Below are 17093 nucleotides of genomic sequence, written 5' to 3' on the forward strand. Positions count from 1 at the left end.
TTTTATCATTACATTTGCGGATGAACTAACAAAACATATCTTTTACTTTGAGAAAAATTGCGATAATATCAGCAGTAACAGGCTTTTTGCTCTTCTCTTTTGCAGCAGGAACACACGCCACCAGTACAGACAAAGAACGTCTGACTGCTTTGCAATCTCTCATAACCAAAGAGGTTCCTTATGATGCCAACATACCGATAGACAGCATTATATCATGGACCGATGAACTGGCTCCCACACTGAAATCTCCCAAAACAGAAGAAGCTTACTTCACTTTAGTTCTGTGGGAAGTGAATGCATATATCATGCGAGGAGACCTCAGTCTGGCAATAGACCGGGCACGATTAATGTACGAATATGCTAAAGATATAAAATCCAATTTCGGTATCGCTCTTTCCAACCAGGCTATTGGACAGGCTTATTCGGCCTCCAACATACAGGATAAAGCCTTGAGCTCTTATATGGATGCACTGCGTTACCTGCCCGAAAACAACCCGCAAACCTACCGGTTATTGGTGAAAATCTCCACGCAACTACAACAAATGAATCGCCTGGAAGAGGCCATGGAATATGTAGAGAAGCTGAATCCGCTTCTTGAACAGAATCCGGAACATCCGCTTGCCATCCCCATACTTATAGAAAATGCAACTTATTACATCTCATCGGGAGATCAGGATACTGCACTCCAGTATCTGCACCAGGCAGACTCGATTTACAAAAACCATACTCATGAAATAGCCCATGAGTTTTCCATCAACTATTACACTGCTGCCTGTTATCGCGCATTGGCTGCCGATTACCACGACAAAGAGAAGGCTGATGAAGCCTTGGCACTTTATAACCAGCTTCTGGAAGTGGTATCCAATAATAAACGCTCGCTGGAGTACCGCTGGATTTGTGCGGAAAAGATCTATTTATATAAACTGCTGGGGCACTTTGATGAAGCCTGCCAGATTTATAAGGAACTATACAGTGTTACTGATACCCTTGCATCAAAAAGCTATATCCGGCAGATTAATGCCCTGAAAGCTACTTATCAGGTTGATGAGATAGAACTGGAAAACAAGGCACAGCAGAACAAGATGGTTGTTGTTCTTATCTTCATCGGATTAGGATTACTGACTTTCATCTCTATGCTTGCCATCTGGCTTAGAAGACAGAAGAAAGTAGTAGTAATGTCTACGGAAACTCTGGAACAATTGCGTCATAATGCTGAAAATGCAACACGTGCCAAGAGTATATTCTTATCAAATATGAGTCACGAGATACGAACTCCTCTCAATGCTCTGTCCGGCTTTTCTGCATTACTGACGGAAGAGGGCTTAGATGACTCTACCCGGAGACAATGTACCGACATCATCCAACAGAACTCCGAACTTCTGCTGAAATTGATTAATGATGTGATCGACTTGTCGAGTCTGGAATTTGGGAAAATGCAATTCAGCATAGCCGAACATGATGCTGTGGCAATTTGCCGGAATGTAACCGACACCGTAGGTAAAGTAAAACAAACTCAAGCAGAATTATTGTTTGAAACATCACTGGAAGAATTATACATTGAAACAGATGACTCTCGTCTGCAGCAAGTGCTGATAAATCTGCTGATCAATGCAACCAAATTTACCCCTGACGGTAGTATCACGCTAAAATTGGAAAAGCAATCGGAAAAGATGGCTTTGTTCTCTGTAACAGATACCGGTTGCGGTATTCCGAAAGAAAAACAGGCAAGCATATTCCAGCGTTTTGAAAAACTGGATGAAAATGCGCAAGGAAGTGGACTTGGCTTATCTATCTGTCAGTTAATTATTGAGCATATCGGTGGCAAAATATGGATTGACCCGGATTATACAGGAGGCTCCCGTTTCGTTTTCACACATCCAATACACCAGACACGCAATAACTCAAAGAAGGAGGATTAATCATGATGAAGCGGTGGATCATACTATGTCTGGCTTTTAGTTCCGGCTTATTATCAGCCAATGCTGGAAGTACTGTTGTAAAAGACAGCCTGTTGCGCATTTATGTCTCTGCTCCACACGATTCTACCCGGTTGGACGTGCTGCATGATATTGCCCGGTTGGACCAGCAGACACCGGTATTCCTTTATTATGAAAACAAATTGTTGCAAGAAGCTACCGCGCAGAACAATCTGCGATATCAGAGTCTTGCCACCTACGAACATATCATCTACTTCTTCAACAAACTGGACTTGGTGCGCGTCACGCAATGGATGGGCAAAATGGAAAATCTGGCAGAGAAGCATAACTATTACAATGACTACTTCAAAGCCAAGAAGTTGCAGATAGAAATGTACACGATCAACCAGCAGATAGAATTTGCCATCTATGAAGCAAACATCATGTACGAGAAAGCTAAGAAGCTAAACGACCGAAATGGTATGCGGGAAGCATGTCTCTGTCTGATGACCAGTTACATAGCTACACTACGCTATGAAGAAGGAATACAAGCATTAGAGGAAGCTTTCCAACTGATGAGTCCGCAAGATAGTCCGATGGACAAGATCAGTTTACTGTCCAAAGCTATTCTGGTTTATTCGTTCCTGCACGAAAATGACAAGATGTTCTCTTCTCTGGAACAGATGCAAACAGCCATAAACGAACTGATAACTGCTAATCCTGCACTACAAAACGCATATTCCGCATTATACATGGGGATAGAAACCCAATATGCCCTTTACTATATCCGCACAAAGGATATGGAGAAAGCATGGGAACACTTGCAGAAAGTGGATGAGTATTATACTCCCAACACTTTCCTGCCTTATCAGATCTCCCGCTTGCAAGCCTATGCAGAATATCACCGTTCGCTAAATGATTACAAGAAATCCCTGGAATATCTGGATGATGCGATTCGCTTGGTAAAGCAAATGTCTTTCCCAGATGTTATCTTGTACACTGCCATGAAGGCAGATATATTGGTAGATATGGGACGGGCAAACGAATCTCTTGACATCTATAAAAAAGTGATGCGCGACAAGGACTCACTCTATAGAAATCTGTCGCACACACAAATGGAACAGATACAAAGTTTGTATGACATGGACAAACTTCTGCTGCAAAGAGAGCAATGGCGTGCTAAAATCCATATAATCTTTTTGGCTGTAATAGGAACAGCCCTACTGGCTCTTATTACTTTTGTAGTCAACATGTATCTCAGTCGGAAACGATTACAAAGAGATGCCAAAGAAGCCGCCCGGTTGAATCAGGTTGCAGAAGAAGCCAATGAGGTAAAAAGCCGCTTCCTTGCGAATATGAGTTATAACATCCGTATTCCGCTAAACAATGTCGTGGGATTTTCTCAACTGCTCTCTACGGATATGGGACTGGATGAAAAGGAAAAACAGGAGTATTCCGAAATTATCCAGACCAATTCTACCGAACTGATTCAGCTGGTAAACGATGTACTCGATCTCTCACGTCTGGAAGCCAAAATGATGAAGTTCCAGATACAGGAATGCGAGATACGGGAAATGTGCAGCGACCTGGTAGGAATGGCCCGGATAAATAGTGACGGACATATCCACGCCCAACTGGAAACGGATGTGGAAAGCCAGGTACTCAGAATGGATGCCAATCGCTTCAATCAGGCAGTGATAAATATGTTACTCTATCCTGTACCCAATGATACCGACCGCGAAGTAAAGATGAGACTGGAAAGGGATGAAAGAAATGAATTGCTGATCTTCCATATTATCAATAGTCCATTAGCGGATCCTGCATTTTCATCTCAGCAGGTCTCCATACGACTTAAGATTAATCAGTTGCTATTTGAGCACTTTGGTGGGAGTTTCATAATAAGCGAAGAAGAAGGTACCCCTATTACATTTACCATTTCCTATAAGGAATAGCATCTACTCAAAGTAGAAAGTGAGCACTATCATACGTGAAGTGATTTTATCAACAGATTGTGTAAACTTCAATAACGATCGATCTGTAAGGTCCTTACGTTCTTTCTTAATCAGATTTGCCAGACCGAAACAAAATTTCAGCTCGGGTATTAACTTGAAATAGGGTAAGTAAAAATCGCATCCTAACCCTACTTCCACATAACAATCGAAAGGCTTTACCAATAAAGCTCCCTGCTTCTTCACACTGAAGTCGTAAGTAGGAGCAATACCTGCCACCACATAGGGACGGTAGTTATTGAAACGCTCAGCAGCAAACTTCAAATCTATCGGAACCGAAAGGTAGGCAGACTTCATGGATTGGGAGTACTCCTCACCACTGGCTTGTTCGCGGAACACGACTTTCTTATCTCCAAAATGCAGTGTTGGGATAAAACGTAGAGAAAGGAAAGTATTCAGATACAGTTCGCCCAACACCCCCACCGTAAATCCGGGAGAATACTCAGGAACATCTGCAAACCAAGTCTGACCATCTTCCGTCACATAGCCCGTATTCACCAATTTATAGTCTTGCACATGAATGCCTGCTAAAAAGCCATAGTGCCACTTTCGCTGGTCGATATACGGGCGATTTTGCACCTTCCGCTTCTGTGCCGAAGCACCGAAAGCAAGGAGTAAAGTAAGGATTATCAGACAAATGCGCTTCACAACCCTAAAACGATGAAAGTGACATTTTATTGCACATGTACTCCCATTTTCTCTTCTTTATTATTTAGACAAGGTACAAATTAAGGGAATTTAAACATGATTGGTAACAACTAATCAAGAAAACCGCTATTTTTGCCGAACTAATTAGTACTAATAATTTAAAATTTGAAGAAAATGGCTTACGTAATTAATGACAGTTGTGTTGCTTGTGGTACTTGTATTGACGAATGTCCGGTAGGAGCTATCTCTGAAGGTGATATCTACTCTATCGACCCTGAAACTTGCACAGATTGTGGTACCTGTGCTGATGTTTGTCCGTCTGAAGCAATTCACCCGGCAGAATAATAACAACACTCAAAGACAAAGAAAAGCCCGGTTCCATAACTGAAGCCGGGCTTTCTCATTTATATACTTTCTCTTATTTCAGTTCAGCCAATGCTGCCTTGATACGACGGATAGCTTCTACAATATTCTCATCACTGGTTGCATAGCTCATGCGGATACACTCAGGTGCACCGAATGAAGCACCACCCACACATGCCACGTGGGCAACCTCCAACAGATACATTGCCAAATCATCCGAGTCGCCAATCTTACGGTCACCAACAGACTTACCAAAGAAAGAATCACATTTCGGGAACAGATAGAAAGCACCCTGCGGTACATTCACTTCGAATCCCGGAACTTCCTTCGCCAACTTCACAATCAAATCACGACGACGCTCAAAAGCTTTACGCATTTCTTCTACCGGAGCCTGTGTTCCAGTGTAAGCAGCTTCAGCAGCCTTCTGAGATACAGAACAAGGACCTGAAGTATATTGACCTTGCAACTTGTTGCAGGCTTTTACAAGCCATTCCGGTCCGGCAATAAAACCAATACGCCAGCCTGTCATAGCATACGCCTTAGAAACACCGTTTACGATTACCGTACGATCTTTCATTTCAGGGAATTGGGCAATACTCTGGTGCTTGCCGATATAGTTGATATGCTCATAAATCTCATCAGCAATTACGATTACTTGAGGATGTTTTGCCAGTACGTCAGCCAAGCCTTTCAACTCTTCCTGAGTATAAACTGAACCGGTCGGGTTAGAAGGAGAACAAAGAATCAGAGCCTTAGTCTTCGGAGTGATAGCAGCTTCCAACTGTGCGGGAGTAATCTTGAAATCCTGTTCGATACCGGCAGTAACAATAACCGGAGTACCTTCAGCCAGTTTCACCATTTCCGGATAACTTACCCAATATGGAGCGGGCACAATAACTTCATCACCCGGGTTCACCAGTACCAGCACTGCATTGCAGACTGATTGCTTAGCACCATTGGCACATGAGATTTGTGCGGCTGTATATTCCAGACCGTTTTCCTTTTTCAGTTTCTCCACGATTGCATTGCGCAAAGCCGGGTATCCCGGAACAGGAGAATAGCGAGAGAAGTTGTCGTCTATCGCTTTTTTCGCAGCCTCTTTGATGTGATCAGGAGTATTAAAGTCAGGCTCCCCCACACTCAGGTTAATTACGTCAACGCCTTGTGCTTTCAACTCAGCGCTCTTTTGCGACATAGCCAGCGTCGCCGACGGCGACAAACTGTTCAAACGATCTGATAATTGATTCATTTTTCTATCTATTTTATGGTTGTTGCATAAATTTGGCTGCAAATTAAGCTATTTTCTTTGATATTAGAAAACAAAACAGCAAATTACTTATTAAAATGTAACGTGTGACCCATGCGTTCTTTCTTAGTACGCAGATAACGTTCATTGTATGGATTCGGAGTTGTCTCGATAGGAACAATCTCTATAATTTCCAGACCGTAAGCCTCCAACCCGACACGTTTCACCGGATTATTCGTCATCAGTCTCATTTTGTGTACTCCCAGTTCACGCAGAATCTGAGCACCTACACCATAGTCGCGTTCATCAGCCAAATGTCCCAGGCAAATATTGGCATCTACCGTATCCAGACCGTCTTCCTGCAATTTATAGGCTTTCATCTTTTCCATCAGACCGATACCACGACCTTCCTGGTTCAGATAAACAACCACTCCCTTACCGGCTTTATCAATCATTTCCATAGCTTTGTGCAGTTGCTCACCGCAATCACAACGCTTAGAGCCAAAGATATCTCCTGTAGCACAAGACGAGTGTACACGCACCAGAATCGGTTCATCCTGATCCCATGTACCTCTAAACAAAGCCACATGTTCCAAGCCATTGGATTTCTGACGGAACGGGATCAAACGGAAATGTCCATGTTCAGTGGGCATATCTACTTCTACGCCTTCTTCCACAATGGATTCTTGTTTCAGGCGATAGGCAATCATATCACGAATAGAAATCAGCTTCAGATTAAATTCATCAGCCATCTTTCTCAACTCAGGCAGACGCGCCATGCCACCGTCCTCAGTCATGATTTCCATGAGGGCACCTGCAGGATACAAACCTGCCATACGAGCCATGTCAATCGTAGCTTCCGTATGTCCGGCACGACGCAAAACACCTTTCTCCTGAGCATACAACGGATTGATATGTCCCGGACGTCCGAACGTTGCAGGTGTAGAAGCCGGGTCAGCCAATGCCCGTATGGTAGCCGCACGGTCAGCAGCAGAAACTCCGGTAGTACAGCCTTCCAGTTTATCGATAGTCACCGTGAAAGGTGTGCCCAGTACAGAAGTGTTGTCACTTACCTGATGAGGTAAATCCAGCTCTTTACAACGGGATACAGTAATCGGTGCACAAAGTACTCCTCGCGCATGTTTCAGCATGAAGTTCACCTTTTCAGGGGTTATCTTTTCCGCAGCGATAATCAAGTCACCCTCATTTTCACGGTCTTCATCATCCACTACAATCACAAAATTACCAGCTTTGAAGTCTTCAATAGCCTCTTCTATTGTATCTAATTTCACTTTTTCCATTCTGTTTTCTCCTTTATTTATTTAGGTTATTTCAGATTAGTTTCTATTATCTTTTGAACATCTTCATTGGTTTTTATAATCCGCTCCATATCTTTATTCAACCGGATACGGAATGCCCAGATGCGGAAGTAGAAAAATAATCCTACAGGTACTACCAAGCCGCAAACCATATTCAGCCAATAATTACGGAAAGGGCGCAAATGGGCATGAACAGAAATAATAGGATAATTATTCAGCGCATTCAACAAATGAACAGATTTGGTGTTGGACATTTCGTCCACCAATTTCTCCAGACGATCATTTATGTTTTCTATCTCCTCATCATTGGAATCTGTCATCCATAATTTAAAATAATTAGGAGCACGCTTCAAAGCTTTCCTCTCAGCGTATGCACGACAATCAGCAGACAATGCCTGCAAATCAGCTGGCAGATGGGTATAATCAGGATCATGTATAATTACTTCCTTACGGAACAGATGACGTACACTACGGATACCTACAATCTTCTTGAACCAGTTAATATAAGCATCGGCATTCAGTACCACAGAGTCATTATTAGACTTATAAGTAAGGAACGCGCCCAATGGAGCCAGGATAGCCGTACTTGTCCACATACCCATCCATACAATCCACTGACCGTCACGTGCCATTTTATAACCTGTATTATTAATAATATAATAGATAATAAAGATAAGCACGGACACCACAACCGGCATTCCCAAACCACCCTTACGGATAATTCCACCCAACGGGGCACCGATAAAAAAGAATATAAGACATGCCACCGAAAGCGTCAACTTCTCGTGCCAGGACGTCATGTGGCGTCGAAGGCTGGTATCTGTCTGCGTGATGTTAAAGCTCTTGAAACTCCAATCGCTTCCCGCACTTTCCGCACGACTCACTGCAGTAGAAATAATCTTCTGTTTCTGTGATAAGGTGGCTACATTGAAAAGACTGTCTACATTGTATTCTCCCAAATGCGCCTGCTCTATTTTCAAAGTATCTGCTTTTTTCAGGTCTGCCGTGATCTTATAGGTACCATTCATGGCTTCCTTGAAATAAGCACGTCCTACACTGTCATTCTGCACTGTCATAGAATCAATACCCGCTTGCAACATCGCCATATCCTTACTGTTGGACTGGCTACTCATGATACCGGCATCCACCATATTAAAATCGGAGTTGAACTCAATGATAGCATGTTTCTCCCGGAACGCTTCCCGACGGTAAGGTACATTCTTCTGATTCATATTCTGAGACTTCAGGTTCTCAAATTGCTCTCCATTATAAAGATGCAGATATAAGTGCTGCTTATCCGCCGTCATTTCCAGACGACCGGAATCGGATTTAATAATTTGGGCATTTTCGAAACCTTTCTCAAAATTATAGATCAATACATCATAAAGCATACCCGTCTTACGGTTCTTGTGCTTCACGTACAGGTTATATCCATCTATCTCATCATAAAACACTCCCTCTGGTATATCCAATTCCGGAGACTTCTGTTTCATGGAGATTAGTAATGTCCATAACTTAGTCTGTGCCTTTGGTCCTATTACATTTTGGAAATAAAAAGAAACGCCACATATGAAAATGATAAACACAATCAATGGGCGCATAATCTTAAGTAGCGAGATACCTGCCGCTTTCATGGCAAGTAGCTCAAAACGTTCTCCAAAATTACCAAAAGTGATAAGTGCTGCCAACAAGATAGCCAATGGCAACGACGCCGGCACCAATGTCAGGGCAGAATAAAAGAAAAATTGTGCAAGGACACTCATTTCCAATCCTTTTCCCACCATCTCATCTACATACTTCCATAGGAACTGCATCATGAAGATGAAAAGGCAAATGAAAAAAGTGCCCATAAAGAGCGTACAGAAGCTCTTTAATATAAATATATCTAACTTTTTTATGCGCAGCATTTTACTCGTTTCATGCAATGAAGACACAAAATTAGCATAAAAAAGGGAGTGTGGAAAATTTTTATATCAAAGTTAACTAAAAACCGCACGTTCTCCGTAGAGTCTCTACCTGAGAGTCCCATAATTCGCGTAAATCGTTCGCTTCATCCGCAGCAGTGAAGTCTGTTACTTCCAATACGAAATCATTAGTCAGTTCGTTGTTTGTCATCTTTAATTCAAAGTATTCCCGTTCATATTCATCATCCAACCAACGGAAACGAATAAAAGAGAAAGCCCGCACAGCTATAATCTCTGCATCACGATGTTCTGTCTTTCCCCAGAAGAAAGTGACAACTTTATCGTCCGACTGCACCCTGTCTGCAAACCAGCCCTCCAAACCGGTGGGGGTACTTATCGCGGACCAAAGAATACTTTTAGAAGTTGCATTCAAGAGGTATTCCCGATGAATTTTCTGTCTTTCCATAGTTCATATTTGCTTTTTATTGCGGTGCCAAGATAGAGACTTTTTTCTAATTACAAAAAAGAATACGACTTTTTTATTCGCATCCTACAAACCGCTGTTCTTCATTCTCTATATAAATCATCTATTTCGAATAAGTTAGCATTGTTGTATATATCTGTCAAAGCTATCTGAACCTGATAAAGATAGTTTTGACTTGATGCGCTGTTTTGACTTCAACACAGACCTGGGCGTAATATTAAAAAGGAGGGCAATAGTCTTATTAGTCAATCGGGCACGTATCAGATAGCACAATCTCAGTTCTTGAGCACTCAAGCAGAATGATGCCAAAGTTTCTAACAAACACCCTCCATAAAGCAAATCAATGACAATAAACAAACTATGCCACTCCGCCTCATCCCTGACAATTCCATAAGCCGGTTTTTGATGCAGACACAATAACTGCCCCATTGCAACCATAAGAGAAGAAGAGCATCCAACTAATGCCGTAACTTTTTGATAGTCTTCCAGTTGCCTTGTCAATTGTTTATTACGATATAATAAGCAGGCACTCCAATTATCCTTATAAGCATCCATACTCTCTCTGGAAGAACTTTTATCAACATTAATATCACCAGAATATTTGTTTTCCATTCTCATACTCAAAAATTCTTTCGTCATTACCTGTGGTATGATTCTTCAGATATAACAAGGCATTTTGAGGTACAGTATATACCAACGAATCAGCAACTGCTGTTTGTCTGCCAAGAGAATTCCAACATCCTTTATCCCAGTAAAATAGTTCGTAAATATTATCCTTATAAATAAAACTCACATCATTTCGGGGAGTATATATTGCCTTACTTACCCGATAAGATTTCCCTAAATCTAAACCTGCCCAGCCGGTATCCGGAAATTTATAATCAAAAGATGTATCCGGATTACCATCAAAGACATTTGTATATTCACGTCTGCCATCGTCTCCGTAACATCCCGGAGTACCTATGATTTTCCCCTTCAACGGTAATGTATCCAAGCAGTTTTCATAGAAAGAGAGTTCTGCTATATTACAATAACTATCTTTTCCACCACGATAGCGAATATACCTATATGCCCTATCCGGATTCAGATAAGCGACAGTATACAACCGATAGGGAGCCTCTTTGATTAAAAATAGCGTATCCACATTCTGAAAATCCTTCTGATTGCTGCCCTCTATTACCCCACCAACCATACGGGTATTAAAATAATTCTTAACTGCAAAATGGAACTTCTTATAAACACTAATTATATGGGATTCTTGCAATGGATTAAGATAATGAATCTCCCCCGTATCATGGTTTAGCGTAAAAGGATTGGACAATGTTTGAAGCCCCTTCTCATTGTATATTGCCAGAATAGCCACTATCCCTCCTTCCACATTATCAAAACAAACAGCCTTCCCGTCAAAAAAAGTACAAGCGACAGGAACCCATTCTTGTTTGTTTGCAAAACACAAGTATATCAATTCACCAGTACGAGGGCAATCATACAGTTCTTTCTGAGGAATAACTATTTGTCCATTCTGTTGCCCCAGATAAGTAGCCGTTACATCATGAAAAAATGGATATCTGAAAACAGGATAGACAGACGGCACATCTTTCAAGTCTTTTGCCAGCTCCTCATTCAGGCTATAAGTCACGCGATATACTTTTCCTTTGGTTATATCATATTCCGATGCCTTCTTCCACTTTTCTTGATAAGGAAATTCCGCCATATATGTATTACGCCCCTTATCCAATATAAAATTCCAAAAATGCGAAGCATTAGTATCGCCCCGCTGCATTACCCTATCCATGCCACACGGAATGCCAAGAGCACGCATCACATATATCATTGCATCAGCAAATTCACGACAACTTCCAGTTTTCCATTTCAATGCTACCGGACCTATATGAGGTCCTTTAGGGAAAAGACTTGTATAACGATACTTCCCCTGTCTTAAAGTATCCATTAAAATCTGAGCCGCCTTTATTATATCATTGCTATCAGCTGATTTGCGGAATTTATCGAGCAGAGGATTATACGTATCATACAAATCCTTACGCCATAACGAAAGAGGCTCATCCCCAATCCTATAGGGCAATATATACTCGCAGAAATCATCAAAAGTTACATTTCCTCCCCATGGCTGTTCTTTCCAAACCTTGAATGCCCATTCTATATGTTCAACTAAGAAAGCGGAGTCTACTACCTCAATATCCTTTTTACGGGTAAGCATATCTATTGAAAACTCTCCATCCGCCTTTTTTAGTGAATCTACAATGAATTGAGCCCCTTTTATATTAGTGGAATGAGCCTCAAAATAGCGAAGATATTTTTGTAATTCTTCCCCTTCATAGAAACTATAATAAGGCATATTCTTTATAAGAAAACATGCAGCACGGTATTTTTGATTATCACTTTCCCGATAATGGCTTAACAACTTCAACAACTCACCTTTATTGGTACCTGCCATATTCAATGCGCTTTCTAAACGGCTATCTTGTTGTTCAATGCAAGCAGATAAAAAAGTCAGAGCACACACGCATACAAATATATAAATACACCTCATATAAATCACTCCAGTTTATTTACTATTTTCTTTATTTCCTTACGCATCTCTTCGATTGCCGTCGAATGTACCTTAGGCTTTTTAGTCAACACAACATCAGCAACCTTTTTCAATTTATCGGGCCGATAAAACTCCGGTTCGGCATAAAGATTCGCTAATAAATAATAGGGATAAATCCTGCCCGGCAGGCGATGAACCGACCGTAGGAAAAAAGCTTCCGCCTGTTCATAACGATGCAGTTCCTGATAGTTCTTACCTATAATATTCAGAACCATTGGATCGGTAGAATATAGGCAAGCCTCTTTCAAATATTTATTGGACTCATTATAAAAGCCCGACTTATACAGGCTATGCCCGTACTCAAACAGAAACGCCCCTTTCTCCTTCAATACCGGATAAATTTCTCCATAAGATTTATTGGCAACTTTATAAGCTCCCGAATTATAGAACATTTTTGCATACACCCACTTTCGGCAGGCATCTTCTTCTTGCTTCCACTTCTCCGTATAGCCGCCTATCCACAAAATGAGGCAAATACACAAGATTAGTGGTTTATAGATAAAATCTCCCACCCCGCAAGCAAGAAGCAGCAATATCCCTGCTACCACAAAAGCCGGAAAATACATAGGATAGGAAGAAAAGGAGAAGATAAGCAAAGACAGGATTGCACCGCAGATGCCGTAGCGCCCACGCTTCGCCCCCATCCATAAACATGTCCCAATAGCAACCAGCACTATTATACAGACGACAACTCCTTCCGTCAATGCCAGCGACAAATATTCATTGAACACATATTCCGGACTTCCGGCCACACGTTCTTCCCACTCTTCATAATCACCCCGAACAAAATAATCTTCCTGCGCCTCACCATACGCAAAAGCAAATCCCTTGTCACACCCCGATGGGTAGTTAACAACAGCCCGACAGGTTATTTTCCATAGAAACAGACGCCCCAATGCAGAATCAGGTTTCAAAAGAAACGCTCCGGCACCTCCCAACATCAAGATAAAAAGTGCACTTACCCCCCATAAGATAAATCGCCTCTTGTACCTCTTCCACAACACATTCCATTTACTTTTATCGCGATGCATATATGCTACCCAACCGCAACCAACCGCCGCAGCCACCCAGGCAGAACGGCTCATTGTAGCGGGCAACACACAAAGAATCAAGATACCCGCTACTGCAACTACCACTTTCTCTATTTTATAGCGAACAAAGCGTTCCTTACGAGCACGCAGATACAAGTGCAAGCAAACAGGCAATACCATTGCCAAATACCCGGCATACGGTCCCGGATTGAAGAAAGACCCTGTTAGTGCATAGCGGGAGTGACCGGAAGCGGAAAAGCCATACAATTGCCGCAAACCCCAAACAGCTTCGACACTCCCCCAAAGCACCAAACTCCATGAAACATAGACAGAAAAATGAAAGAAACACATCACTTTTTTCAAGGAATCTCTCTTCACTAGTTGTAACAGGCAGGTTATAATGATACAGGCAGCTGAAAACAGAGTAGATTTACCAAGCCAGATCCATTGCCCTACATTTTCCCCTACAGGAAGTTCAAGCGTAGTCACCCCAACCACTCCCAACAAAGAGCAGACGGCAGCAAATAGCAGCGACACTGCCATCACATCTTTTACTCTATGTATCCATAGCCTTATCACTCTATCTTTTTAAATATCCGATTCCACCTTATTCTATCTGTACTATTATCTACCGACTTCCATATCCTGACGGCTTTTCCCACAATAAAAGGTTCAGGCAATAATCCCCAATAACGGGAATCCTGAGAGTTCATGACCTTATCCCCCGCTACAAAATAATAATTTTCTATAAAGCTGTAGGTCTGTATCACACTATCATTCAGTAAAACAGTATCTCCACGTACAAACAATTTCTTTTTTTGTTCCCATTCTATTATGTTCTTATATAGAATAACATGCATAGAATCCATCTTCAGGTTATCCCCTTTAGCCGGAATATAAAGAGGTCCAAAGTTCACTATATCCCAAGTAAATGCCGAATTATAAGGATACCCCCTCATTACAATTCCCTGCTCTTCCGCCTTCCCTCTCTTCACTAAACCCATCAACGTTTCTTGCATTTCCACATTACCCAAAGACGTATCCTTTCCTCGCACCTTATATCGTGCATCCTTTATTTTAAATGTATCTCCCGGCAATGCAACACAGCGCTTTACATAATACTTCATCACATCAAAGGCAACACTATCCCAGCGCTGTTTAGAATAGGGGAAATTAAAGACTATTACATCATTCCTTTTTATCTTCCCTAATCCCGGCAAACGAGATATACGTACATCCTTTCCTTCCAAAGCATCCCATACATTGAACAAACGTCCTCCCATTACCCCCTTATTCACCAAGATGTTATCTCCTGCAAGCAAAGACGGCTCCATAGAGTCACTGGGAATTTTGAATGTGGCAATACATGTCACTTGAAGAAATATCCAGATCAATGCTGCCCCAAAGAGCATTAAGAATAGGTTAAGAATCTTATCAATATACCAACCTAAGCCTCTTTTTGTATGAGAATTATTGCTGTTCTGCATTTCCCGTTATTCTCAAAATTATCGGAGAAGTTTCCACATTGCAATATACGGTAATTGTCTTATTAAAATATTCAGGATGATCAGCTTTATACACTGTTAGTAATTCCACACTCATGCCCGGACGAACAGGTTCTTTAGGATAATCAACAGTAGTACAATCACAAGAAGTTATTACTCCTTCAATGACTAAAGGAATATCCCCCTGATTACTAAATACAAAAACTCCTTTTTGTTCCTTATGCCAATCAAAACTTCCAAAATCAACAAAATTCTTATCTATAAACAATTCCGTTTTTGGGGCTTCATTGCCTTTTCTCGTTACAACTTCTTCGTCATGAATAATATTCAGATATAACTCTTTGATTTTAGGATTAAATATAGGGTTACCAATAGCTACCACTCGATTATCCTTATCAAGCAAAAAAGTTCTAAATGCTATATCATCCGGAAAATCATTCAAAAGACGAAGTGAATCATTCAAATCTAAACATATAGGCATATCAAAAGCCTCCTTTCTCAAAATTGACAGCAATTCATCACCGTCCTTATTATGAACAAATATATTTACAGGTATTGAATAATCCGAGACTGAGTCGATTGTTTTTATAAAGCTTTTCCAAGCTTTTGCCTGTAACTTACAACTAAGACATCCCAAAGAGTCAATATAACTAACAATTGAATATTTCACTCCCGACTTTACATAATCCACCACAGTATCTTCTCCATAAATTGTAAAAGCAGTCTCTGAAGGATAAATCACCTGCTTTTTCTCCCATTTCTTGACTAAATTAATCATCTTCTCTTTAGATGCATCCTGCCTACAAGATGCATACATACACAATACAAGTATTGTTAACAGAGCCACCCGAATATATTTCATTATAATCTATTTTCTGATTTCTTTTAACTCTAACTTCTGAAAACGTAGTATATCATCAGAATAGTCAGGATTCTTAATATGACTCAGACTGACATACAATCCATCTTCTAGTATAAAAGAAAGGTTGGGATTATAAGTATATGCTGGAAAAAAAGTCTCTCCAACAACATTCAGTTTGTTATCTAATATCATTATTGAAAACCTCTTTCTGCCAGAGCGAAGTAGTTCAACATAATCTCCGAAATAATCACTTGTATCACATGGGGGATACACAAATCTATAATAAACATCTCTGTATTTATCATACAAAATTTTACCATAGGAAGCGTGTTCACATTGTGCTCTCACCATTTTTTGAAAGTTTCCTTCTGTTGAACGAAAAACAGTTACATTATCTATGTATTTACTTTTAGCTTTCTTTTTCTCAACTTTCTCATGCGCAGAAGTTGTCAAGTACAAATCCTCATCAGCATCAAAAGAATAAATAAAGCGATTCCCATCATAGCAGAAAGAATACTCAGCACCAAAAGCACCAACTGTTCCAAAGTCTTTATAATTAATTAAGGGAGGAAATCTCATAGGAAGTGCTTCCGATGTATTCTCTATTGTATCTAATACCACCTTAATCGGACTCCTTTCTATAGCCTTATCACCCAACCTTAGATTTACAGTTTGAGGAATATACAAATCGTCACCTATAAACACTATTTGGGATTTGTCACTTGGCATAAAAGGTTTTAACTGTTGTCCGTCTTTAGTTGTTGAATAATCTATTTTCCGCTTTACAACTCCGGCAGTGTCTACTACAAATATTTTACTAACATACATACTTGGAATATAAATATGTTCCATATCAGCTATGTAATATCCCCCAAAGCCACCGAGTACAGAATTATCTCCCTCTGTATTCAAGCACAATCTTTTGACTAAGCTTTGTGATTTCATTGAATAAATAAGGATTTCACTTTTAGGCAAATTTTGAAAACTCAAATAGTTTTCTCCTTTTTCCTTAAAAAGAAAAACTGTGATTTGAGGCGCCCTAACTTCTTCTATAACCGGAAAAGACAGAACTTCATCCGTCCTTTCCAACGAATATCGATCCGAATTGGTCATTGGTGAGCACGAAAATGTCAACACGACCAAGAATAACGACAACAGATATTTAATCATACATTATCATTTATTAGCATAGAGG

General features: G+C 40.7%; 14 protein-coding genes. 3 read left to right on the plus strand and 11 right to left on the minus strand.

Annotated elements, in window-relative coordinates:
- Positions 1–47: 47 nt before the first annotated feature.
- Together BACINT_RS02215 and BACINT_RS02220 are read left to right on the plus strand one after the other, a co-directional pair.
- Positions 48–1919, plus strand: a complete 1872-nt coding sequence (locus BACINT_RS02215) for a tetratricopeptide repeat-containing sensor histidine kinase (RefSeq protein WP_007660219.1) — start codon at positions 48–50, stop codon at positions 1917–1919.
- A 2-nt stretch (positions 1920–1921) separates the two neighbouring features.
- Entirely contained in the window at positions 1922–3868 is a 1947-nt protein-coding gene (locus BACINT_RS02220; RefSeq protein WP_007660221.1) for a sensor histidine kinase, read from the plus strand.
- A 3-nt stretch (positions 3869–3871) separates the two neighbouring features.
- On the opposite strand, the gene porT is transcribed toward BACINT_RS02220, so the two are convergent.
- A complete protein-coding gene (gene porT / locus BACINT_RS02225; RefSeq protein ID WP_007660222.1) occupies positions 3872–4573 on the minus strand; it encodes a type IX secretion/gliding motility protein PorT/SprT in 702 nt (233 codons plus the stop codon).
- A 174-nt stretch (positions 4574–4747) separates the two neighbouring features.
- Here porT and BACINT_RS02230 point away from each other — a divergent pair, with 174 nt between their 5' ends.
- Positions 4748–4918 carry a DUF362 domain-containing protein gene (locus tag BACINT_RS02230; protein WP_007660223.1) on the plus strand — a complete coding sequence of 57 codons (171 nt, stop codon included), beginning with the start codon at positions 4748–4750 and terminating at the stop codon, positions 4916–4918.
- Positions 4919–4991: 73 nt separating this feature from the next.
- Here BACINT_RS02230 and BACINT_RS02235 read toward each other — a convergent pair whose 3' ends face one another.
- The 10 genes from BACINT_RS02235 to BACINT_RS02280 all read right to left on the minus strand — a co-directional run bounded on the left by BACINT_RS02235 (position 4992) and on the right by BACINT_RS02280 (position 17068).
- A complete protein-coding gene (locus BACINT_RS02235; RefSeq protein ID WP_022394054.1) occupies positions 4992–6185 on the minus strand; it encodes a pyridoxal phosphate-dependent aminotransferase in 1194 nt (397 codons plus the stop codon).
- A gap of 83 nt (positions 6186–6268) precedes the next feature.
- Positions 6269–7483 carry a bifunctional 3,4-dihydroxy-2-butanone-4-phosphate synthase/GTP cyclohydrolase II gene (locus BACINT_RS02240; protein WP_007660225.1) on the minus strand — a complete coding sequence of 405 codons (1215 nt, stop codon included), beginning with the start codon at positions 7481–7483 and terminating at the stop codon, positions 6269–6271.
- Positions 7484–7509: 26 nt separating this feature from the next.
- Positions 7510–9408 (minus strand): LptF/LptG family permease, encoded by a 1899-nt coding sequence (locus tag BACINT_RS02245; RefSeq protein WP_007660226.1) that lies wholly within the window; start codon positions 9406–9408, stop codon positions 7510–7512.
- A gap of 76 nt (positions 9409–9484) precedes the next feature.
- Positions 9485–9871, minus strand: a complete 387-nt coding sequence (locus BACINT_RS02250) for an START-like domain-containing protein (protein ID WP_007660227.1) — start codon at positions 9869–9871, stop codon at positions 9485–9487.
- A 135-nt stretch (positions 9872–10006) separates the two neighbouring features.
- The gene (locus tag BACINT_RS02255) at positions 10007–10444 is read right to left on the minus strand and encodes a helix-turn-helix transcriptional regulator (protein WP_044154702.1); all 438 of its coding nucleotides are present in this window, start codon (positions 10442–10444) and stop codon (positions 10007–10009) included.
- Between the two features lie 34 nt (positions 10445–10478).
- Positions 10479–12440, minus strand: coding sequence for a transglutaminase domain-containing protein (locus BACINT_RS02260; RefSeq protein WP_044154674.1), 1962 nt, complete (start codon positions 12438–12440; stop codon positions 10479–10481).
- Positions 12441–12445: 5 nt separating this feature from the next.
- Positions 12446–14074, minus strand: coding sequence for an O-antigen ligase family protein (locus BACINT_RS02265; RefSeq protein ID WP_229107017.1), 1629 nt, complete (start codon positions 14072–14074; stop codon positions 12446–12448).
- Positions 14075–14106: 32 nt separating this feature from the next.
- Positions 14107–15018, minus strand: coding sequence for a signal peptidase I (lepB, locus tag BACINT_RS02270; RefSeq protein ID WP_007660232.1), 912 nt, complete (start codon positions 15016–15018; stop codon positions 14107–14109).
- Positions 15002–15898, minus strand: a complete 897-nt coding sequence (locus BACINT_RS02275; RefSeq protein WP_007660234.1) for a DUF1573 domain-containing protein — start codon at positions 15896–15898, stop codon at positions 15002–15004. The genes lepB and BACINT_RS02275 overlap by 17 nt, the downstream gene beginning before the upstream one ends.
- A 6-nt stretch (positions 15899–15904) precedes the next feature.
- A complete protein-coding gene (locus tag BACINT_RS02280) occupies positions 15905–17068 on the minus strand; it encodes a DUF4221 family protein (protein WP_044154675.1) in 1164 nt (387 codons plus the stop codon).
- Between the last annotated feature and the right edge of the window lie 25 nt (positions 17069–17093).

Origin of the sequence: Bacteroides intestinalis DSM 17393 (assembly GCF_000172175.1) — a bacterium.
Lineage (GTDB): Bacteria > Bacteroidota > Bacteroidia > Bacteroidales > Bacteroidaceae > Bacteroides > Bacteroides intestinalis.

Bases quoted from the DNA above. Each gene is read 5' to 3' on its own strand.
- BACINT_RS02275 (WP_007660234.1), bottom strand. From the start codon at position 15,898: ATGAAATATATTCGGGTGGCTCTGTTAACAATACTTGTATTGTGTATG.
- lepB (WP_007660232.1), bottom strand. From the start codon at position 15,018: ATGCAGAACAGCAATAATTCTCATACAAAAAGAGGCTTAGGTTGGTAT.
- BACINT_RS02280 (WP_044154675.1), bottom strand. From the start codon at position 17,068: ATGATTAAATATCTGTTGTCGTTATTCTTGGTCGTGTTGACATTTTCG.
- BACINT_RS02220 (WP_007660221.1), top strand. From the start codon at position 1,922: ATGATGAAGCGGTGGATCATACTATGTCTGGCTTTTAGTTCCGGCTTA.
- BACINT_RS02240 (WP_007660225.1), bottom strand. From the start codon at position 7,483: ATGGAAAAAGTGAAATTAGATACAATAGAAGAGGCTATTGAAGACTTC.
- BACINT_RS02245 (WP_007660226.1), bottom strand. From the start codon at position 9,408: ATGCTGCGCATAAAAAAGTTAGATATATTTATATTAAAGAGCTTCTGT.
- BACINT_RS02230 (WP_007660223.1), top strand. From the start codon at position 4,748: ATGGCTTACGTAATTAATGACAGTTGTGTTGCTTGTGGTACTTGTATT.
- BACINT_RS02250 (WP_007660227.1), bottom strand. From the start codon at position 9,871: ATGGAAAGACAGAAAATTCATCGGGAATACCTCTTGAATGCAACTTCT.
- BACINT_RS02260 (WP_044154674.1), bottom strand. From the start codon at position 12,440: ATGAGGTGTATTTATATATTTGTATGCGTGTGTGCTCTGACTTTTTTA.
- BACINT_RS02255 (WP_044154702.1), bottom strand. From the start codon at position 10,444: ATGGATGCTTATAAGGATAATTGGAGTGCCTGCTTATTATATCGTAAT.
- BACINT_RS02235 (WP_022394054.1), bottom strand. From the start codon at position 6,185: ATGAATCAATTATCAGATCGTTTGAACAGTTTGTCGCCGTCGGCGACG.
- BACINT_RS02265 (WP_229107017.1), bottom strand. From the start codon at position 14,074: ATGGCAGTGTCGCTGCTATTTGCTGCCGTCTGCTCTTTGTTGGGAGTG.